This window comes from Bacillus sp. JZ109 (assembly GCF_053903135.1).
Map to the genome: position 1 here is coordinate 3,054,611 of NZ_CP096388.1, position 21,504 is coordinate 3,076,114.

General features: G+C 43.8%; 19 protein-coding genes. 7 read left to right on the forward strand and 12 right to left on the reverse strand.

Features of this window, described 5'->3' with window-relative positions:
* Window positions 1-24: 24 nt before the first annotated feature.
* Window positions 25-453, reverse strand: a complete 429-nt coding sequence (locus M1D94_RS16125; protein WP_009966899.1) for a GNAT family N-acetyltransferase — start codon at window positions 451-453, stop codon at window positions 25-27.
* A 109-nt stretch (window positions 454-562) separates the two neighbouring features.
* On the opposite strand from M1D94_RS16125, the gene pdxR reads away from it, so the two are divergent.
* Entirely contained in the window at window positions 563-1,972 is a 1,410-nt protein-coding gene (gene pdxR / locus M1D94_RS16130; RefSeq protein ID WP_232566716.1) for a MocR-like pyridoxine biosynthesis transcription factor PdxR, read from the forward strand.
* 35 nt (window positions 1,973-2,007) lie between these two features.
* Here the strand turns inward: pdxR and M1D94_RS16135 are convergent, their stop codons facing one another.
* The 4 genes from M1D94_RS16135 to citA all read right to left on the reverse strand — a co-directional run bounded on the left by M1D94_RS16135 (window position 2,008) and on the right by citA (window position 7,172).
* A complete protein-coding gene (locus M1D94_RS16135) occupies window positions 2,008-3,363 on the reverse strand; it encodes a sodium-dependent transporter (RefSeq protein ID WP_088272261.1) in 1,356 nt (451 codons plus the stop codon).
* Window positions 3,364-3,481: 118 nt separating this feature from the next.
* Window positions 3,482-4,879 (reverse strand): branched-chain amino acid transporter BcaP, encoded by a 1,398-nt coding sequence (bcaP, locus tag M1D94_RS16140; RefSeq protein WP_232566717.1) that lies wholly within the window; start codon window positions 4,877-4,879, stop codon window positions 3,482-3,484.
* 249 nt (window positions 4,880-5,128) lie between these two features.
* A complete protein-coding gene (locus M1D94_RS16145; protein ID WP_021479668.1) occupies window positions 5,129-5,998 on the reverse strand; it encodes an SDR family oxidoreductase in 870 nt (289 codons plus the stop codon).
* Between the two features lie 73 nt (window positions 5,999-6,071).
* Window positions 6,072-7,172 carry a citrate synthase CitA gene (citA, locus tag M1D94_RS16150; protein WP_456270287.1) on the reverse strand — a complete coding sequence of 367 codons (1,101 nt, stop codon included), beginning with the start codon at window positions 7,170-7,172 and terminating at the stop codon, window positions 6,072-6,074.
* Window positions 7,173-7,280: 108 nt separating this feature from the next.
* On the opposite strand from citA, the gene citR reads away from it, so the two are divergent.
* On the forward strand, window positions 7,281-8,156 hold the full coding sequence (gene citR, locus M1D94_RS16155) for a transcriptional regulator CitR (RefSeq protein ID WP_003233357.1): 876 nt from the start codon (window positions 7,281-7,283) through the stop codon (window positions 8,154-8,156).
* Window positions 8,157-8,226: 70 nt separating this feature from the next.
* Here the strand turns inward: citR and lytE are convergent, their stop codons facing one another.
* A complete protein-coding gene (gene lytE / locus M1D94_RS16160; protein WP_021479670.1) occupies window positions 8,227-9,231 on the reverse strand; it encodes a peptidoglycan endopeptidase LytE in 1,005 nt (334 codons plus the stop codon).
* Between the two features lie 529 nt (window positions 9,232-9,760).
* Here lytE and phoA point away from each other — a divergent pair.
* Entirely contained in the window at window positions 9,761-11,146 is a 1,386-nt protein-coding gene (gene phoA, locus M1D94_RS16165; protein WP_326243370.1) for an alkaline phosphatase PhoA, read from the forward strand.
* Between the two features lie 29 nt (window positions 11,147-11,175).
* On the opposite strand, the gene spoVR is transcribed toward phoA, so the two are convergent.
* Complete coding sequence (gene spoVR / locus M1D94_RS16170) at window positions 11,176-12,582, reverse strand: stage V sporulation protein SpoVR (protein ID WP_014479295.1); 1,407 nt, start codon at window positions 12,580-12,582, stop codon at window positions 11,176-11,178.
* 162 nt (window positions 12,583-12,744) lie between these two features.
* Here spoVR and M1D94_RS16175 point away from each other — a divergent pair, with 162 nt between their 5' ends.
* The 3 genes from M1D94_RS16175 to lytF all read left to right on the forward strand — a co-directional run bounded on the left by M1D94_RS16175 (window position 12,745) and on the right by lytF (window position 16,437).
* Window positions 12,745-14,271, forward strand: coding sequence for a mechanosensitive ion channel (locus tag M1D94_RS16175; protein ID WP_432704790.1), 1,527 nt, complete (start codon window positions 12,745-12,747; stop codon window positions 14,269-14,271).
* 106 nt (window positions 14,272-14,377) lie between these two features.
* Entirely contained in the window at window positions 14,378-14,818 is a 441-nt protein-coding gene (gene nsrR / locus M1D94_RS16180; protein WP_014476271.1) for a nitric oxide-sensing transcriptional repressor NsrR, read from the forward strand.
* A gap of 152 nt (window positions 14,819-14,970) precedes the next feature.
* A complete protein-coding gene (lytF, locus tag M1D94_RS16185; protein WP_032721232.1) occupies window positions 14,971-16,437 on the forward strand; it encodes a peptidoglycan endopeptidase LytF in 1,467 nt (488 codons plus the stop codon).
* A gap of 41 nt (window positions 16,438-16,478) precedes the next feature.
* Here the strand turns inward: lytF and M1D94_RS16190 are convergent, their stop codons facing one another.
* The gene (locus M1D94_RS16190) at window positions 16,479-16,802 is read right to left on the reverse strand and encodes a YqzG/YhdC family protein (RefSeq protein WP_014476269.1); all 324 of its coding nucleotides are present in this window, start codon (window positions 16,800-16,802) and stop codon (window positions 16,479-16,481) included.
* 200 nt (window positions 16,803-17,002) lie between these two features.
* On the opposite strand from M1D94_RS16190, the gene M1D94_RS16195 reads away from it, so the two are divergent.
* A complete protein-coding gene (locus tag M1D94_RS16195) occupies window positions 17,003-17,245 on the forward strand; it encodes a YhdB family protein (protein ID WP_003233373.1) in 243 nt (80 codons plus the stop codon).
* On the opposite strand, the gene yhdA is transcribed toward M1D94_RS16195, so the two are convergent.
* The 4 genes from yhdA to pgcA all read right to left on the reverse strand — a co-directional run bounded on the left by yhdA (window position 17,224) and on the right by pgcA (window position 21,458).
* Window positions 17,224-17,784 (reverse strand): FMN-dependent NADPH-azoreductase, encoded by a 561-nt coding sequence (gene yhdA, locus M1D94_RS16200; RefSeq protein WP_321541371.1) that lies wholly within the window; start codon window positions 17,782-17,784, stop codon window positions 17,224-17,226. The genes M1D94_RS16195 and yhdA overlap by 22 nt on opposite strands.
* Window positions 17,781-18,428, reverse strand: coding sequence for a two-component system response regulator YhcZ (gene yhcZ, locus M1D94_RS16205; protein WP_069837394.1), 648 nt, complete (start codon window positions 18,426-18,428; stop codon window positions 17,781-17,783). The genes yhdA and yhcZ overlap by 4 nt, the downstream gene beginning before the upstream one ends.
* Window positions 18,425-19,564 carry a two-component system sensor histidine kinase YhcY gene (gene yhcY, locus M1D94_RS16210; protein ID WP_446015135.1) on the reverse strand — a complete coding sequence of 380 codons (1,140 nt, stop codon included), beginning with the start codon at window positions 19,562-19,564 and terminating at the stop codon, window positions 18,425-18,427. The genes yhcZ and yhcY overlap by 4 nt, the downstream gene beginning before the upstream one ends.
* Window positions 19,565-19,712: 148 nt before the next feature.
* Complete coding sequence (gene pgcA / locus M1D94_RS16215; RefSeq protein WP_049140652.1) at window positions 19,713-21,458, reverse strand: phosphoglucomutase; 1,746 nt, start codon at window positions 21,456-21,458, stop codon at window positions 19,713-19,715.
* Window positions 21,459-21,504: the final 46 nt, after the last annotated feature.

Genomic DNA, 21,504 nt, shown 5'->3' on the forward strand with positions numbered 1-21,504 from the left:
CGCCTTTTCAGGCGTCTTTTTTCGTTATACCGGTTTTCGGAACAAATAACTTTCTATAGTAAAACCCATTTTATCTGTATAAAATCGATGTGCGTCTTTACGCTGCAGGCCAGATGAAAGACTGACAAAACCGAGTCCGGCTTTTCTCGCCCAGTCTGAGGCATAATCCAAAAGCATTTTGCCGTATCCCTTTGATCGGCAAGGTGCCGTTGTAACAAGATCCGCAATCCACAAGTGCTCTCCTTTATGAATGGAAACTCTCGGCAGAGCCCCGCACAGCGCTCTGATTGCTGTATTTTCATATAAGGCAAACAGCATATACGATTCTTTCTGCACACAGGCTTCAAGCCTTTGTAAATACGTCTCTATATCCAGTTCTGTTCTCAATTCACTCATAATCGGATACGACTCAGCCCATTCTTCTTTCGAGGTTAATTGTTTCATATGGATCATCTTCTCAATCCCCTTTCCTTTCGTTACAATGATCATAGCTAATAAATGGCATTTGCCAAATAGCCAATATCAGAAAAAATGACCATGCCAGCTACAAAGGAGACATGAGATGGATATTACGCCGTTTCTTGATAAAAAGAGCAAAACACCGCTGTATGAACAGCTTTATACCTTTTTTAAACAAGAAATTTCACATGCGCGAATCACAAAGGGAACAAGACTTCCGTCAAAACGCAGGCTCTCCAGCTTGCTCGATGTCAGCACGGCAACTATAGAACGAGCTTATGAGCAATTAACTGCTGAGGGCTATGTCAAAAGCAAGCCGAAAATCGGCTGGTTCGCGGCGGAAGTAGAACCAGGATTCCCGACAGCTCCTGACCATTTTCAGCAGTCTGTACAGCCGGGATTACATGAAAAGAACGCACCTGCTATTGACTTCCATCAGGGCAGCGTTGATCCGACCCTCTTTCCCTTTAACGCATGGAGAAAAAGCATAGTAAAAAGTCTTGAGCGCTATTCCGGATTGTTTCACACCTCTGGCGACCCTCAAGGAGAATACGAACTCAGACACATGATTGCCCGATTCGTCAGGCTGTCTCGGGGAGTAAATTGCGAGCCCGGCCAGATTATCATCGGCGCAGGAACCACCGTGCTTCTGCAAATTCTTTGCCTTTCGCTAAAGCCAGGTACAAAAATCGGTTTTGAAGAACCAGGCTTTCACCGTTCAAGAAGGATGTTTGAAGCAAATCACATGGATGTCACTCCGATTTGTTCTGATGCAGAAGGCGTCCTGCCGGATGAGCTCTACCGTCAGAATCCTTATCTCATGTATACGACTCCTTCGCATCAGTTTCCGATTGGGACCATTATGACGATTACCCGCAGACAGGAGCTGCTGGCATGGGCGGCAGAAACAAATTCATTCATTATAGAAGATGATTACGATGGAGAATTTCGCTACAGCGGCCATCCCATTCCGTCTTTACAGGGTCTTGATCCGAATGGCAGAGTCATATATCTGGGCACTTTTTCAAAGTCACTTCTGCCTTCCTTGCGGCTCAGCTTCATGATTGTGCCCCCTGAACTCATGGAACCGATCCAAAACAATGCTCAGTTAATGAAGCAGACCGTTTCTGCCCACTCGCAATTGGCACTGGCAAACTTCATCGAAACCGGAGAGTGGCAAAAACACATAAATAGAATGAGAAGCTTATACCGAAAAAAACACGCTATCCTGTTAGAAGCCATTCGCTCTGAACTGGGAAACACCGTTAAGATTCTCGGTAAGAACTCGGGGCTTCACATTCTGCTGCGCCTTTTGTTTCCAGCAAGTGAGGAAGAAGCAATACAAGCAGCCGCAGACCACGGTGTAACCATCTATCCCGTGTCTCCCTCATATAAAGAACAGACGCCTTTTGCTTCTGTCTTAATCGGTTATGGCGGTTTGTCAGAAGAGGACATCAGGCTCGGCATCCAAAAACTGAAAACGGCATGGGCACCGTTGATATCATCTTATTAAATAAAAAACAGGCCCCGGAAACGGAGCCTGTTTTTTTAAAATGATAAAATTCCGATTAAATTTAAGAACACGATAATAATGGCAAGCGGCACGATAAAACGAAGCAAATAAAACCACGTGTAAAAGAATGCTTTACCTGCATTTGATCCATTTCGCATTTCAGCCAAGAGTTCGCTTTTCGAAATTTTCAGCGGGATAAATAGAGAAATTAACAGAGCGCCTGAAGGCATCAAAACATTGCTGACGGTAAAATCGGCAATATCAAAAAATGTTTTGCCAAATAGGTGCACATCACTCAATACGCCATAAGACAAGCAGCATGGGATTCCGACCAAAAAGATCAAAAGCCCGCTCGTCCATGACAGTTTTTTTCTCTTCTTTTCGTCCCCTTTTCCGATTGTGGCAACGATAATTTCAACCATCGAAAATGCTGAGGTTAAGGCTGCAAATAAAAATGCAACGAGAAAACCGATAAAAAACAACGTGCCGAACGGAAGCTGTTCAAAAACGGCCGGAAGCACTGTAAACAGCAGTGTCGGTCCTTCATTTGGCTGAAAACCGAATGAGAAAACCGCCGGAAAAATAGCCAAACCTGCCAAGAGTGTCACAATGATATTCATCAAGACAATGGAGGCTGCCGAACGAGGGATATTTTGTGTTTTCGGCAAATAGGAGCTGTAGGTCACCATCACCGAAACCCCCAGTGTTAACGTAAAGAAGGCCTGTCCCAGCGCGAATAATATGGATTCCGGAGTCAGATCGCCGAAATGAGGCACAAGCAGAAACTTTACGCCTTCCATTGCACCATTAAGCGTAAGAGACCGAAGAACGAGCAGAATAAACAATAAAAACAAAATCGGCATCATCACCGCGCTTACCCGTTCAATCCCTTTTTGAACCCCTCTTGCGACAACGATGACAGTAAGTACCATAAAGACAAGCTGAGCCGCGAGCGTCTGCACCGGATTTTGGATAATAGAAGCAAAAAGAGAGCCATACTGTGCTTGAGAAAGCCCGGACAGTGAGCCTGACGCCGTTTTTACGATATACAGCAAAATCCATCCCCCAATTACACTGTAAAACGACAGCACTAAGAAACACGCGGCTACGCCGATCCACCCTGTAAGAAACCAAGCTGATCGCGGCGCTTCTTTTTTATATGCATCAATGGCATTCGTCTGGTTCCGTCTTCCAAAAATAAATTCCCCCACCAAAAGCGGATAGCCTAAGAGGATGGTAAATAACACGAAGATAAGAAAAAAGGCTCCTCCCCCATTGGTCCCCGCTACGTAAGGGAACTTCCAAATCGCGCCCAAGCCGATAGCCGAGCCGGCCGCTGCCATGACGAAACCGATTTTCGAAGCCCATTGGACTGGTTTTTGCTCAGACAATAAACGTCACTTCCTTTCCAGCCTATATTATCTCTTATTTTTGTCTTCATTTCTATAGATTCATTTGCCAAGAACAGAAAAGAGAGCGGCCTGTATGGCCGCTCTCTTTATCAAAAGGTTATTGATTTAATTTTGAATGCTTTCTTGAATACAGGAAATAGATTACCAAGCCGATTAACAGCCACACTAGGAAGCGAACAATCGTCACCCACCCCAGATTTAAAATCAAGAACAGGCAGAACAGAATCGCCAGGCCTGGGATAAACGGAACTCCCGGGCATTTAAAGGCTCTCGGAAGATCCGGTTGCTTCTTTCTCAAAACGATAACTGCCACAGAAATCAGTACAAATGCCGACAGCGTCCCGATGTTCACCAGCTTTGCAAGTTCATCCAGCGGAACAAGTGAGCCGAGAAGCGCCGACATCGTTCCGAAAAACCAAGTGGCTACATAAGGTGTTTTGTGCTTTGGATGCACTTTAGAAAGTGAGTCCGGCACAAGCCCGTCACGCGACATGGCAAACATGACGCGTGTCTGCCCGTAAAGCATGACGAGCATAACTGTTGTCATTCCCAGCACGGCGCCAATATCAATGATGCCTGCCACCCAATTTTGCCCTGCGCTTTGAAGAACTAGAGAAACCGGATGATCTACACCCGCAAATTGAGCAAACGGGATAACCCCAGTCATGATCGCTGATACGGTGACATATAAAATCGTGCAAACCAATAAAGAGAAAATAATGCCTTTAGGCAGATCCTTCGCGGGATTTTTCGTTTCTTCCGCAGCAGAGGATACAGCGTCAAATCCGATAAAAGCAAAGAATACGAGCGCCGCTGCACTGAACACGCCGCCAAAGCCCATTGGCATAAACGGCTGCCAGTTGTGCGGCTTCACGTAAACGGCTGCCACCGCGATAAACAGCAGAACAACCAGTATCTTCAAGATAACCATGATATTGTTGACTCTTTTTGATTCTTTGATGCCTAAATAAAGCAAATATGTTATCGCCATTACAATGACGAATGCAGGAAGATTAAACAGGGTAAAGGTGCCTTTCACTGCGCCCGGTGCCGCTGTTAAAGCAACCGGAAGATGAATGCCGAGCCCTGATAAAAACGATTGGAAATAACCAGACCAGCCGACCGACACTGCACTTACCGCCAGCATGTATTCTAAAATTAAATCCCACCCGATAATAAAGGCCATAAGCTCTCCCAATGTCGCATAAGTGAATGTATACACCGAACCTGAAACAGGCACACTTGACGCAAATTCCGCGTAAGACAGGGCGGCGAATAAACAAGCCAGCGCCGCCACAACAAATGAAATCGTCAGCCCGGGACCGGCCGTGACTGCACCTGTTCCCGTCAGAACAAAAATCCCTGTGCCAATAATGGCGCCGATTCCAAGCAATGTTAAATCAAATGCCCCTAATTCTCTTTTTAAAGATTTTTCTCCGCTCGTCGCAGCGATTAAATCCTGAATGCTCTTCTTCCTAAAAACGCTCCCTTTCATTCCCCTTCAACTCCCGATCATCTATTTTTATATATTTTATTTGAATTTTCTGAATTCATGAGCAACAATGGTCATTTTTCTTTTTTTCTACTATATTTGTACTGGTCGCGAATCATTCCTTTCTCCTACTCAATATTATATATAAAATTGCAAAAATGAAAACAAAATTGTTAGAAAAATCGACAAATTTTTTATTTTGAAATTTTTTACCATACAAAAAAACCAGCTCTGGAGCTGGTTTTTCGTTGATTACGTTGAAATAAAACGGCCGCCATTCACATGAATGGTCTGCCCTGTCATATAGGAAGATTCGTCAGACGCCAGCAGAACATATGCGCCTGCATGCTCAACCGGCTGTCCCGGTCTTCCCATTGGGGTATCCAAGCCGTGCTGTTTCACTTTTTCCTCAGGGAATGTCGCCGGAATAAGCGGTGTCCAAATCGGACCGGGCGCCACCGCATTCACTCTGATGCCTTTATCTGCAAGCGACTTCGCCATGGAACGCGTAAAGGAGACAATCGCACCCTTTGTGCTGGAATAATCAATTAACGCCGTATCCCCTTCATAAGCGGTAATCGATGTCGTATTAATAATGGCACTCCCCTCTTCCAGGTGAGGCAAAGCTTTCTTCGTCATATGAAACATGGAAAAAATATTTGTGCGAAAGGTTTTTTCCAGCTGTTCTGTTGAAATATTAAGAATGCTGTCCTGGGGATGCTGTTCAGCGGCGTTGTTCACCAAGATATCGAGTTTACCAAAATGGTCCACTGTTTGCTGCACAGCTTGTTCACAATGGTTCTCGTCCCCGACATCTCCCGGGATAAGCAGGCAGCGGACATTCTCCTTTTCGATCCGTTTACGTGTTTCCTCTGCGTCCGAATGCTCGTCTAAGTATAGAATGGAGATATCAGCCCCCTCTTTAGCAAAGGCAATAGCTGCTGCTCTCCCTATTCCGCTGTCGCCTCCAGTAATGATCGCGACTTTTCCTTTCAGTTTTCCGCTTCCTCGATAATCCTCGTCCTCTGACAGCGGCAGCGGGTTCATTTTTGATTCAATGCCCGGCTGTCTGTCCTGATGCTGCGGTTCTTGTCCTTCTGTTTGTCTGTCCATTGGGTTCACATTCATCACTCCTAGACATGTGGTTGATACTGAACGTTACCACACGACAGAAATGAATAAACGCCAAAATATGTTATGAAAGTACTTCCTCGGGAATGGCACCGGTATATTTCGCTGACGGGCGGAAAATCATGTTGTTTTCTGCCTGTTCCAGCACATGGGCGCACCACCCTACCATTCGGCTTGCTGAAAAGGTCGGAGTAAACAATTCATCGTCAAAATCGATGGCCTTCATCACTGCAGCTGCGTAAAATTCAACATTTGTGTACAGCTTTCGTCCCGGTTTGTAGATTTCAAGCAAACGAATCGCTTCTGCTTCTACATGCAGCGCAAGATCAAGATCACGGTCATTGCCGGCCACCTCTTCTGCTTTCTGTCTTAAAGCTTCTGCCCGCGGGTCTTTTGTTTTGTACACCCTGTGGCCGAATCCCATCAAGCGCTCTCCTTTTTCGAGTTTTTCTTTCAGATATGCTTCAGCATGTTCTTTTTCTCCAATGTCTTCAAGCATTTTTGTCACCGCAGAAGGAGCGCCTCCGTGCAGCGGACCTTTCATCGTGCCGAGAGCAGACGTGACGGCTGACACTAAATCACTCTCTGTTGATAACGTGACTCGTGCCGAAAAAGTGGATGCGTTCATGCCGTGCTCCATGGCCAGAATCATATAGGTTTCAAGCGCTTTCTTTTTTGCCTCTGAAGGCTGTTCACCTGTGAGCATATAATAGTAGTTATCGACATGTCCGTACTGGGAAGAAGGTGCAATTGCTTGTTCACCGCGCGTCCATCTTTTTCTGTATGCAATGATGGAAGGCGTGATTGCAATCAGCCGGATTGCTTCTTCTGTTTTCGGATGGAATGTGTACGTATTTTCCCCCAATGCTGAAACAACCGTTCTCAGCACCGACATATCGTCCATGTTGTTTGGCAGTGATTGAATCAAGCGCTCAATGTGTTCCGGAAGATTCCGTTCCGCAGCCAGCTTACCTTTAAATACCTGCAATTCTTCAGTTGAAGGCAGTTTCCCAAATAAAATCAAATAAGCTGCTTCTTCAAAGCTGTGATTCAGTGCGATGTCTTTTGCATGATGTCCTCTGTAAATCAGACGCCCTTTTTCACCATCAATATGGCTGATGGATGTTTCCACACATGTAATTCCCTTTAATCCGTAATGTACCATTTGTATTCCCCCTATCCTTTTCTGTTATTATAGTAAATATAATATTTAAAAAATAATGAATATTTTAAAGGGAATTAATTAAAAATATTAATCAGAGGGAGAATAGAAATGGATTTCAAATGGCTTCACACCTTTGTGACCGCTGCAAAATATGAAAACTTCCGAAAAACGGCGGAAACGCTTTTCTTATCTCAGCCCACTGTGACCGTACATATCAAGCAATTAGAAAAAGAAATCAGCTGCAAGCTGTTCGAGCGTAAAGGCAGGCAAATCCAGCTGACTGATGAAGGCAGGGCGTATTTGCCGTATGCGCTCAGGCTTCTTGATGATTATGAAAACAGCATGGCAGAGCTTCACAGAGTGAGACAAGGCTACTCTCAAACCTTACAGCTCGCGGTTTCTCCGCTTATTGCAGATACTGTGCTTCCTTCTGTCATGAAGCGGTACACAGCAATGAATACGGAAACAGAAATGGCGGTTACGATTTTCGAATCAGCGGAAATCGCGTCACTGATTAAAGCCGGGGAAGCAGATATCGGACTAAGCTGTTTAAAGGTACAGTCTTCTTCTTTAAGCTGCCACTGCTTATACAAAGACCCTGTCGTCCTTGTTGCCCCGCCCGATAAGCGTTTCATAGAAGACAACGAAATTGATGCCAAAGAGGTGCTCGAACAATACCTGCTTTTGACCCACAATCATCCTGATTACTGGGACGACTTGCTCCGTCAAGTCAGAATGACATTTCCATTTGTGAGAACAATGAAGGTCACTCAAACACATATAACGAAACGGTTTATCAAGGAAGGACTCGGAGTTTCATTTCTGCCTTTATCTACAGTAAAGCGTGAGTTAGCAGAGAAACAGATGATCAGAATTCCTTATCAGTCTGTACAGTTGCCCTATGCCGGCGCTTACGCCATTGCCCTTTATGAAAATAAGAAAGAAAAAAAATTCTTGGATTTTTTATCACATTTTCATTTTTAGGAGCAACCAAAACGCCTGTGCTCCGTCTAATGAAAAAAACCCGTTCCAATGAACGGGTTTTCTCTAAAAATTAGAATCTTTTCGCACCGAGGTAACGAGGCTTCCAGTAGCTGTTGTTCAGGCTGCTGATTTGTACGCCGTCAGATCCTGCATGAATGAAACTGTTGTTTCCAATGTAAATCCCCATGTGAGAAGGGCCGGATTTATATGTTGTGAAGAAGACGAAATCACCAACAGACGGGCTGGCAATGCTCTTCATAGAACTCCAGTATCCTGCAGTGCTTGTTCTGCCCACACTTGTTTGTTTATTCAGTACGTACCAAATGAATCCGCTGCAGTCAAAGCCTGAAGTTGTCGTTCCGCCCCATTTATATGGCGTTCCGACTAACGCTTTTGCATCAGAAACCAGCTTGCTCACATTAAGTGATGTAGATGACGTTTTGCTGCTTGAAGATGATGAAGATGAAGCAGGTTTTGAGCTGCTTGTGCTTGTTCCTTTCACCTTCAATACTTGGTTGACATAGATTACATCTGATTTTAAGCCGTTTAAGCTTTTTAATTTGCTAACCGTAGTGCCGTATTTGCTCGCAATTTTAGAAAGGCTGTCTCCGCTCTTCACTTTATAAGTAGAAGTTGAAGACGATGACACTTTTGATGAGCTGGAGCTGCTTGAACTAGTTGAACCTTTCAGTTTCAGGACTTGTCCAACACGAAGCAAATCTGATTTTAAGCCATTCAGCTTCTTCAGTTCATTGATTGTCATGCCGTATTTTTTTGAAATTTTCCAAAGGCTGTCCCCGCTCTTTACTTTGTATGTAGAAGAAGAGGTAGAAGAACTGCTGCTTTTTGAACTTGTAGATTTGCCGTTAATCGATAAAGTTTGTCCCACATAAATAATGTCTGAACGAAGGTGGTTCTCTGATTTAATTTTACTGATCGTTGTGTCGTATTTTCTTGAAAGATCCCATAACGTGTCGCCTTTTTTCACCTTAATGCTTTGTGCAGATGCCGCTCCTGCAAATAACGTCGATCCTAAAACAACTGCTGTCGTAGCTGTAATGATTTGCTTTTTCATATTTTCCTCCCCAAATGTTAACTCTCTATATATGTATCTCTTTTTTTTAATTAATCTTATTGATTTCTATTATAAGGATAGATTCCCATCAGAAATAGTCTTGACTTCATGTGACAAATTTCTTAATTATTCGTTCTAAAAAAAAGTTTTTAAGGGTATTAAATATTTCATTTTCGTTGCAAAGGTGACAAAAAACGAGTGCTTTTGTCATGTTTTATGGGATGTTTTTCAACATAAAGGAAATAAATGAAAAACTTTCGGGGTCGGCTCACATATCGGAAAAATGAGTGATAAAGAATATTCGAGGAGAGCTGTGGTTATCCGCAGTTTTTTTATTTAAACAAACATATCATGCAAAGACAGAGAGGTAAAGATTTTTCTGAAAAATGAATGCTTTACATCAAATAAGGCAAGATAACGAAAAGCGTTTTTTCATTTCCTTACAAGGCTTTACTTATTGTTTACATGATCAACAGCCGCATTTAACAAAATTTCCCTAACATGATAAACGGAATACATTAAAGGAGGCATGAAAAAAATGAGTTTGTTTCAAAATATGAAATCAAAACTTCTGCCAATCGCCGCTGTTTCTGTCCTTACAGCTGGAATCTTTGCCGGAGCTGAGCTGCAGCAAACAGAAAAGGCCAGCGCCAAAAAACAAGACAAAGCTGAGATCAGAAATGTCATTGTGATGATAGGCGACGGCATGGGGACGCCTTACATAAGAGCCTACCGTTCCATGAAAAATAACGGTGACACACCGAATAACCCGAAGTTAACAGAATTTGACCGGAACCTGACAGGCATGATGATGACGCATCCGGATGACCCTGACTATAATATTACAGATTCAGCAGCAGCCGGAACAGCATTAGCGACAGGCGTTAAGACATATAACAATGCAATTGGCGTCGATAAAAACGGGAAAAATGTGAAATCAGTACTTGAAGAGGCCAAACAGCAAGGCAAGTCAACAGGGCTCGTCGCCACGTCTGAAATTAACCACGCCACTCCAGCCGCATATGGCGCCCACAATGAATCACGGAAAAACATGGACGAAATCGCCAACAGCTATATGGATGACAAAATAAAAGGCAAACATAAAATAGACGTTTTGCTTGGCGGCGGAAAATCTTATTTTAACCGCAAGGACAGAAACTTGACAAAGGAATTCAAACAAGCCGGCTACAGCTATGTGACAACTAAACAAGCATTGAAGAAAAATAAAGATCAACAGGTGCTCGGGCTTTTCGCAGATAGAGGGCTTGCTAAAGCGCTCGACCGTGACAGTAAAACACCGTCTCTCAAAGACATGACGGTTTCAGCAATTGATCGCCTGAACCAAAATAAAAAAGGATTTTTCTTGATGGTCGAAGGGAGCCAGATTGACTGGGCGGCCCATGACAATGATACAGTAGGAGCTATGAGCGAGGTTAAAGATTTTGAACAGGCCTATAAAGCCGCGATTGAATTTGCGAAAAAAGACAAACACACACTTGTGATTGCAACTGCTGACCATACAACCGGCGGCTTTACCATTGGCGCAAACGGGGAAAAGAATTGGCACGCAGAACCGATTCTCTCCGCTAAGAAAACACCTGAATTCATGGCCAAAAAAATCAGTGAAGGCAAGCCGGTTAAAGATGTGCTCGCCCGCTATGGCAATCTGAAAGTCACATCTGAAGAAATCAAAAGCGTTGAAGCAGCTTCACAGGCTGACAAAAGCAAAGGGGCCTACAAAGCCATCATCAAGATTTTTAATACTCGCTCCAACAGCGGATGGACGAGTACCGATCATACCGGCGAAGAAGTACCGATATACGCGTACGGCCCCGGAAAAGAAAAATTCCGCGGATTGATTAACAATACGGACCAGGCAAACATCATATTTAAGATTTTAAAAACTGGAAAATAAAAAGGATGCAGAACGCTGCATCCTCTTTTTTATAAATATCTGCGGTGAACACCTTTTCCGTCGTACGAAAACATGACTTCCTTATCCTCAAGCACAGACTCAATGTGCACGCTTCTTCCCCAAAGCTGGAATAAATAAGGAAGCACCTTCTCCAAATATTTCAAATCTAACTCTATTCCTTCATACCAATGCTTAATATAGAGCTCGTTATTTTTCATATAATCGCCGTCGTTTACTGTCAAATATGGAAAACCGCCATTTACCCGCATGCTTACGAGCTGGTCGCGCACCGACTTCCACTGTTTATCGATGATTTTATAATCTCGGCCCTGTTTTTGAAATAAATAAAGATCCTCGCGCATGACTAATTCTTTGGTTAAATAATTGCGGATGAAAGAGATATCGGATTCAATCTCCCTGACCTCAAACATTTTCTCCCGGCCGGAGTCAGGCTGCACGCCCATTTTCTTCATTTCCTCCGTCGGGTTGTTGTACCTCTCCTCAATGTCTTCAAATATTTTCAGCCCTAAATAATAAGGATTAATGCCTGTTTTGGACGGCTGAACGACACCTGCATTCAGCTTGGCGAACTCGATCGCTTCATCAGAGGTTAAATCAAGCTCACGTATAATTCGCTGGTGCCAATAGGAAGCCCAGCCCTCATTCATAATCTTGGTTTCCAGCTGAGGCCAGAAATAAAGCATTTCCTCTCTCATCATCGTTAATATATCACGCTGCCATGGCTCCAGCTCCCGGGAATGCTCCTCGATAAAAAGCAGGATATCTTTTTCAGGCCGCGGCGGGAACGGTTTTTTCGATTTTTTCACTTGTTTTTTCGGTTTCTTTTCATCCAAAGACCATAGATCATCGTAAGGCGTGGCTGCCTCTTCAATCTCCTCTTCCTCATCATCCACACTCCATTGGAGCTTTGGTCGGACCAACGACGGATCGATATGCTCCTGAATCGAAAGGATCGCATCTAAAAAAGATTCCACTTCTTTTATCCCGTGAACCTGTTCATAGTGTTTTATCCGTTCAGCTGTTGCCGCCATGCTTTCCACCATATCGCGCTTCGTGTTTTGGAAACGGCAGTTGTTTTTGAAGAAATCGCAATGGGCAAGAACGTGTGCGACAATCAATTTATTTTGGATCAGTGAGTTGCTGTCCAGCAAAAAAGCGTAGCATGGATCTGAGTTAATGACCAGCTCATAGATCTTACTTAACCCTAGATCATAGTGCAGCTTCATCTTATGAAACTGCTTGCCGAAGCTCCAGTGGCTGAATCTTGTCGGCATCCCGTACGCGCCAAATGTATAAATAATTTCAGCCGGGCAGATTTCATATCTCATCGGGTAGAAATCAAGGCCGAATCCTTTTGCAATTTCGGTAATTTCCTCAATTGCCCGCTGTAATCCCTTCTTCTCCTCCGCGTTCAACCGAATCCCCCCTACTTGGACTTATCTATAATGTATGAGCCCGCCATACAAAAGATGATAGTCTCACTCGGGCAAGAAAAAATTCCCCCGGCACATTCATCTGTTTGCTTATTGGATCAGTGGGTAAACACACACCATACTACGAAAAAGGAGCGATACCAATTGAATGTAGCAGACGTGCTTTCTTCTTATCTCAGTAAGCTGCCAAACGTAATCATTGCTTTACTCGTCTTATTAATCGGCTGGGCTATTGCTAAAATCATTGAAAAAGCGGTATACAAAGGACTCAGCAAAACAAAAATCGACGACAAGCTCTTTGCTGGGAAAAAGCCTTCACGCTATTCCTCGGAAAAAGTCATAAGCAAGGTCGTTTATTTTATCGCACTGATCATCGTCTTTATTTTATTCTTTAACATTTTGCACCTGACAACAGTGGCATCGCCGTTTGTCAGTATGCTTTCGGCGATTGCAGCTGCGATCCCAAGCGTGCTGAAAGCCGGACTCATTCTGCTGTTAGGATGGGCTGCAGCCTCTGTTTTGAGCTTCCTTGTCAAAAAAATCGGGATGAAGCTGAACACGAGTGACAAACTGCGCAAGTGGAATTTGGTGTCTGAAGGAAAAGATATTCACCAGGCTGTCAATACCGCTTCACAAATTGTCTTTTATCTCGTGCTGCTTGTTTTTCTGCCAGGGGTCTTATCTTCTTTGAAAATCAGCGGCATTTCAGGTCCTTTTACAAATATGATGGAAAGCGTGCTCGCTTTTCTGCCGAAATTATTTGCAGCGGCGCTTATCGTATTAATCGGCTGGCTTGTTGCCCGCCTTGTCCGTGATATCATTACGAATTTCCTTGCAAGCATCGGCACGGAAAGATTCGCGGCACGTATGGGTTTATCAATTTACTTAAAAGACACAAGCCTTTCAGCAGTCATCGGAACAATCGCTTATGTGCTGATTATGATTCCGGTGGTCATTTCAGCGCTTGATCAGCTGGATGTCGCCGGCATTTCAAAACCAGCTGTCTCTATGCTGAATACGATTTTAAACATGCTTCCGAACATCATGATTGCCATCGTGCTTGTATTAGCGGGTATCTGGGCAGGAAAATGGGTGAAATCCATGGTGTCCGGACTGCTCCATCGCGCAGGCTTTGATTCTGTCTTAGGGAAAATGGGCATGGAAGCCGGAACGCCTGCAAAGCTGTCCTTGTCTCAAGTTGTCGGTATGATTGCGCAAATCATTGTCATTCTGCTCTTTACAGCTGAGGCGCTTCAAATTGTTCGGTTGCACTTCCTCGTAGAAATTGCCACCGGCATCATCGCGTATCTGCCGAATGTCCTTGTCGCAGTATTCATTCTCGGACTCGGCCTTTACGCAGGAGAATTGGTGAGAAAAGTGCTCTCAAGCATGATAAAAGGCCAGGAATTCAAGTCTTTAGCGCCTATTGCTAAATATACGATTATCGCACTTGCTTTCTTTATGGCCCTGGATCAGCTTAGTGTCGCTGCGACAATCGTCAATTCCGCGTTCATCATCGTACTTAGCGGCTTCGCACTTGCTTTCGGTTTATCCTTCGGCCTTGGCGGTAAGGATTTTGCATCACGTTATCTGTCTACATTTGAACGCAAAATGCAAAACACAGAAATCGAAAAAAACCGTAAAAACCAAAATCCGCCGAATGACATGTAAGCAAAAAACATGCACCCAGCTGGGTGCATGTTTTTTAATTCCTTTTTTTTCATTTTTCAATCGATTATGATAAGATATAGAAAATGTCTTATTCTGAGGTCTTATTATGAAGTTAACCAATTATACAGATTATTCATTAAGAGTGTTGATTTTTCTGGCTGCAGAGCGTCCCGGAGAACTTTCAAATATAAAACAGATTGCCGAAACGTATTCTATTTCAAAAAATCATCTCATGAAAGTCATATACAGGCTCGGCCAGCTCGGCTACGTAGAAACGATACGCGGACGGGGCGGCGGCATACGATTAGGCATGGACCCTGAAGACATCAACATCGGTGAGGTTGTCAGAAAAACGGAGGACGATTTTAATATTGTTGAATGTTTTGATGCGAACAAGAATCTCTGCGTTATTTCCCCGGTGTGCGGCTTAAAACATGTGCTGAATGAAGCGCTTTTGGCCTACCTCGCAGTTTTAGACAGATACACACTGCGCGACCTCGTCAAAAACAAAGAAGATATCATGAAGCTTTTAAAAATGAAGGAATGAATCAAGATTCCTTCTTTTTTTTATGCCCTTTTTCCCCCTTATTGTTAAGATAATATGGCTAATTTTATAAAAAGGCAAAACGATGAGACAAATGTGCCGATATAAAAAAGAAACAGCAAATGCAAAATCATTGGGGGAAAAGGAGAGCTAAGATGAAAAAGAAATTAGCAGCAGGGCTGACAGCATCTGCGATTGTCGGCACAACTTTAGTAGTGACACCAGCTGAAGCAGCAACGATTAAGGTCAAAAGCGGAGATTCTTTATGGAAACTGGCCCAAACCTATAACACAAGTGTGGCGGCCCTCACATCCGCCAATCATCTTTCGACTACTGTTCTGTCGATCGGCCAGACGCTTACCATTCCAGGCAGCAAATCCAGCACTTCTTCATCTACTTCAAGCTCAACAACCAAGAAGAGCGGAAGTTCTGTTTACACAGTGAAAAGCGGAGATTCACTTTGGCTGATCGCAAATGAGTTTAAAATGACGGTGCAGGAACTGAAAAAATTAAACGGACTAAGCAGCGATTTAATTCGTGCTGGGCAGAAATTAAAGGTGTCCGGTACTGTTTCTTCAAGCTCTAGTTCCAGTAAAAAAAGCAACTCTAATAAGAGTTCAAGCTCCAGTTCAAAAAGCAGTTCTAATAAGAGTTCAAGTTCTTCATCTTCTACGGGAACATATAAGGTGCAGCTTGGAGATTCACTTTGGAAAATTGCAAACAAAGTCAATATGTCCATCGCTGAATTGAAGGTCTTGAACAACTTAAAATCAGACACCATTTACGTGAATCAGGTGTTGAAAACAAAATCAAGCGGCTCTGATACGTCTTCTAAAGACAATTCATCCAAATCGAACCAAACTTCAGCAACAACTAAATATACCGTTAAAAGCGGTGATTCACTTTGGAAAATCGCAAACAACTATAACCTGACTGTACAGCAAATCCGAAATATCAACAATCTGAAATCAGATGTGCTGTACGTTGGACAAGTATTGAAGCTGACAGGTAAAGCATCTTCAGGCTCTTCATCATCGTCGTCTTCTTCGTCAAATGCAAGCTCCGGCACGACGACTACATACACGGTGAAAAGCGGTGATTCCTTATGGGTGATTGCACAAAAATTTAATGTAACAGCTCAGCAGATTCGTGAGAAAAACAATTTAAAAACGGATGTCTTGCAGGTTGGCCAAAAGCTGGTCATTTCCGGAAAAGCTTCATCATCGTCTTCATCCGGTTCTTCAAACACCACTAGCTCAACGAGTGCGAAGATTAACACAATGATTTCGGCCGCTAAAGCGCAGCTTGGGGTTCCGTATCGCTGGGGAGGCACGACACCGTCCGGGTTTGACTGCAGCGGATTCATTTATTATGTACTGAACAAAGTCACATCCGTATCTAGATTAACGGCAGCGGGATATTGGAACACAATGAAATCAGTTAGCCAGCCTGCTGTCGGAGATTTCGTTTTCTTTACAACATATAAAGCCGGCCCTTCCCACGTCGGAATTTACCTAGGCAACGGGGAATTCATAAATGCCAACGATTCCGGAGTTGTCATTTCCAATATGAATAACTCTTACTGGAAACAGCGCTATCTCGGTGCAAAACGATATTTCTAAAAACAGAAACTGTGCGGCCTTAACGGCTGTACAGTTTTTTATTAGAGCCTAAAGACGTTGATGCTGATCATATGATTTGTCACCGGATGAAAATAGACTTCGGCCCGAACAGAAAAAGTGTCATCTTTTTGTCTGACTGTCACCCGAAAGACATCTTTCGTCTGCTGATCATTCACCTCTGTACGCCCCATATAAGCATAATCAGAAAATGAAGCACCCTTATATTCATCCTGAATTTTGCTCCAGGCAAGCTGTTCCCACTTTTGAACGGACTCGTTTGTGTCCGTTGAATGACCTTTTGCAGCCATTGACACGATAATCAATCCGCAAAAAAGAAGCGCGATGGTATACGGCAGGGATTTCATTTTTTCAGTCTCCTGTACCCAGAATATATTCCCTCATAGGTTTACCAAAAGCGATATCTTCATTCAGGCATTTTGATTTTATGTCTCCCTCATATTGCTACCCCTTTACTGCCGCAGACGCCAAGTTTTGCCCCGTCAATAACAGAGGATGCGGCATAAACTAATCATGAACTTCTCACCCAAGAAAGGAGAAGCGATTCATGGATTATGCCGATTACGATAAAGCGCTTTATTACACCCATCGTTCTCAATGGGATAATTTATTAATTTTAATGGTGCGTACAGAGGACGATTTGTTATCAAAACGAATTGAGCACTTTCTGCATGCGTATCATTTTGAACAGGATTACGCCGTTTTAGAAAAGATGCTGTATTCCCTTCTCCGTTATATAGATCATGCCACAGAGCTGACTTATGAAGATCAAATAGCCCTTCTCACATAAACAAATCCCGGCGTTAAGACGCCGGGATTTCCTGTTTTTGCGAACATGCTGAGTTCTTCGACAAGCTCTTTTATGCTTTCCTTAATGTTTTCAGCCACTGTAGCATTCTCAACATCAATATGCACCGGATCAAGCACCAGCTGCTTCGGGATGACATTGGCGTAGACACCCCGCATCACAGTTCTCATATTGTTCAGCGCATTGATGCCGCCTTTTCCGCCTCCCGCTACTGCCAATAATGCAACGGGCTTATATTTGAATTGTTCGCTGCTTAGAAAATCCAAGGCATTTTTTAAAGCGCCGCTCATGCCGCTGTGATATTCAGGCGATAATAATACAATCGCATCCGCTTTCGTAACGCGTTGCTTAAGCTCCTGTACCTTCAACAGTTCAGATTGATCCGCTTCACCGTTAAAAACCGGCAATACAAACTCGCTTAGATCAATCAAATCCGTGTGATACATAGCTGCAATATAGGATGCTGCAATTCTTGTTCTGCCATGTTTTCTTGGCGTGCCATTTATGACTAACATGTTCATTTTGAGATCTCCCCATTCAGGTTATATTTCACTGCGAAAAGCGCTGCTTGCGTGCGATCGGCCACTTCAAGTTTTGCTAAAAGATTCGATACATGGGTTTTTACTGTTTTTTCTGAAATAAACAAGGCTGCTGCGATTTCTTTATTGCTTTTCCCGTTCGCTATTTCAGTCAGAACGTCTTTTTCCCTTCTAGTTAATTGATAGTATTTTTCTTTTTCCGGGTCGTGCTGATTTTTCATATGTGTTAGCACATGGGGCATAATAGCTGTAGAAAGCTTGTATTCGCCACCATGCACTTGTCTTAGTGTTTTCACCAATTCCTCGGGCTCCGTATCCTTTAATTGATACGCCTTCGCGCCTGCCTGAAGCGCGGGGATGACGTGCTCCTGATCAGAGTAGCTCGTCAGCACAATGATATTCGTCTGCGGAAATTGCTGTATTGCTTTTTTAATGGCTTGAATGCCGTCCATCTCGGGCATAGACAGATCCATTAGCACAAGATCCGGCTTTGTCTCTTCGATGACACGGAGAGCTTCTATTCCGGTTGCAGCTTCTCCGACAACTTCAATATCATCCTGGGTGGCAAAGAAAAAACGCAGACCCTTTCTGACAACATGATGATCATCAGCAATGACAATTTTCATACCGCCCCTCCTTTTCGGCTTGTTAGCGGAAGCCTGATGGACAGCTTTGTTCCAGTTCCAAGCGCTGACTCAATCCAAAACTTAGCTCCGGCTTTTTCCGCCCGTTCTTTCATACCCTTGATGCCAAGTGAAGGCAGACCGGCATGCGCTTCATAGCGAAATCCTGCCCCATGATCGATGATATCCAGCTCCGCATGGCACAAAGAAGCAGTCAGACTAACATAAGCCGTATCCGTTCCGGCATGCTTTTTGCAGTTATTTAAAGCTTCCTGTACGACACGCCATAGCATATGCTCCTGCTCATCAGTCAGAACAGGACAGCCTTTTTGTGTAAAAATGATCTTCAATCCAATGAGCGCACCATAGCTTTTAATGGCTTCAGCCAGCCCTTTTTCCAATCCTCCGGGGCGAAGCTGCCAAATTAACGCTTTCATTTCTGCTAGCGCGTCCTGTGATAGGTTTTGGATGAAATCAATCATCTGCTGTAAATTCTCATCTTTTGTTAGTGTCTTCGCAGCTTTGGCAGTTAAACTGACGGAAAACAGCATTTGATTGACAGAATCGTGAAGCTCCTGAGCGAGGCGGTTACGCTCCATTAAAAGAGCATTTTTTTGTTGATATTCAGAAAGCCTCATACGCTGGATTGCCGTTCCGATCTGAAAGGCGACAGACTCGAGTAAATGCAGCTCTTCCTCATCAAACATGGTTTTTCCGGCCGCCGCTACATTTAACAATCCGAATCTTCTGTCCCCGTCTTCTAAAGGCACAGTTGCATGATGCGTAATCCCTTCTGTGTCAAAACAATGCAGGTTTTCTGCTGATTCGATGCGTTTGCAGTTCATGATATTTGCAGCCTTTCTAAGCCCTCCGTTATTGAATTTCGTCAGGCAGTAACACTCCCCTTCGCACATCAGCACTTTTTCCTTGCGGCTTAAAGCCGGGGGCAGATAAGCGTCGGCCGCTAACGTATAAGACCCATCTTCTTCGATCAGAAAAATCCATCCGGATTGAAGGTTTGTCAGACTCAGCAACTCTTTTAAAACCTCATCCAGTGTTGCTTTGATATCGTGCCCTTGATTTAAGGTTTCCGCAATCGTTTTCAGCGTTTTTAATTTTTCCATCCCCGTTTTGCTCACGTTTCTCACTCCGGCATTGATCTTGTATTTAAGATTATACCAGTTTTTTGTATTTCATTACTTCACTTATAGGATGATTTTCTTTCAGACTTTTGGATGAGAAATAGAAAAAGCCGGATCATTTACAATGACCCAGCTCATACTTGAATTATTTTGCCGTCGACTCAACAATTTCATCAACCGTCTTCATTACATCTTCAGAAAGGACGGCAAGTCGCTTTTCACTGTCTTCCAAAGATGACCCTTTTACGGCGAAATAAAATTTCACCTTCGGCTCAGTTCCAGAAGGACGAAGACAGAACCAAGACCCGTCTTCCAGGAAGTATTTCAGTACATTTGATTTTGGCAAGTCGATAGCTTCTTCTTTGTTTTCAGTCAGAAGCGTCCGTTTGCTTACAGCGTAATCTTCTGCTGTGACAACCTGTTTGCCCGCCATTTTCTGCGGCGGATTTTGTCTGAAGGAAGCAAGAATCGCTTCAATTTGCTCTGCTCCTTGTTTGCCTTTCAGCGTCAGGGATTTCAGCCCTTCACGATAAAAACCATATTCGTTAAAGAGATTGATGAGCGCCTCATACAATGACATTCCCTGTTTTTTATAGAACGCGCAAACTTCAACTGCCAAAAGCGCAGCCTGAATGGCGTCCTTATCGCGGGCAAAATCCCCGATTAAATAACCGTAGCTCTCTTCATAACCGAATTGGAAGGTATACTGGCCTGATGCCTCGTATTCCTTAATCTTTTCACCGATAAACTTAAAGCCTGTCAGCGTATCAATCGTATCAAGGCCGAATGAAGAAGCTACAGCACGGCCGATTTCGCTTGTGACGATCGTTTTGAGAACAACACCGTTATCAGGCAGGATGCCTTGTTTTTTCTTTTCAGAAAGCAGGTAATGAAGCAGCAGCGCTCCGGTTTGGTTTCCTGTCAGCACTGTATATTTGCCTTGATCGTTTTTCACCGCGATGCCGAGGCGGTCAGCATCAGGATCTGTCGCGATGAGAATATCTGCATTCTGCTCCTCCCCAAGCTTAATGGCATATTCGAATGCCGCATGCTCTTCGGGGTTTGGCGATGTAACAGTGGAGAAGTTTGAATCCGGCAGTTCCTGTTCTTTGACAACCGTTACATTTTTGTAGCCGAGTGCTTCAAGTCCGCGTCTGACCGGTTTATTTGCAGTTCCATGCAGCGGTGTGAAAACAACCTTTACATCTACTTCTTCCGATAATTCAGGATGTACAGAAATCGACGTCAGTTTTTCTGTATAAACTTTATCAATATCTTCACCGATGATTTTGATTAAGCCTTTTTCTTTTAACTTATTTTCTTCGTCCACTGTGATCGTCAGCTCATTTTCAATCGCGTTTACCTGCTCAATGACGATGTCCGCTTCCTTTGGAGGCAGCTGGCCGCCATCATCCCCGTATACTTTGTAGCCGTTATATTCAGGCGGGTTATGGCTTGCCGTTACCACAATTCCCCCATAAGCGTTCAGCTGTCTGACAGCGAATGACAGCTCTGGCGTCGGGCGAAGCTCATCAAACACGTATGTTTGAATGCCTTGTGTCGCAAGTGTTTTTGCCGCTTCCATCGCGAACTCCGGAGATTTATGGCGGGAATCATAAGCAATGACAACGCCCCGTTTTTCCGCTTCCTCACCTTGCTTCGAGATGTATGCCGCAAACCCGGCCGATGCTTTGCGCACAGTGTAAATATTCATCCGATTTGTCCCGGCGCCGATTTCCCCGCGCATTCCGCCGGTACCGAATTCAAGGTCTTTATAGAAACAGTCCTCAAGGGCCTGTTCATCCCCCTCTAATTCAATAAGGCGCTCTTTTAATTCCGGATCTAAATGTTCTGTCTGTTTCCAGCGTTCATAGCTCTTTCTCCAAGTCATATTCGTCCTCCTATGTATCAGCTTATGCCATTATTTTATATGAAGC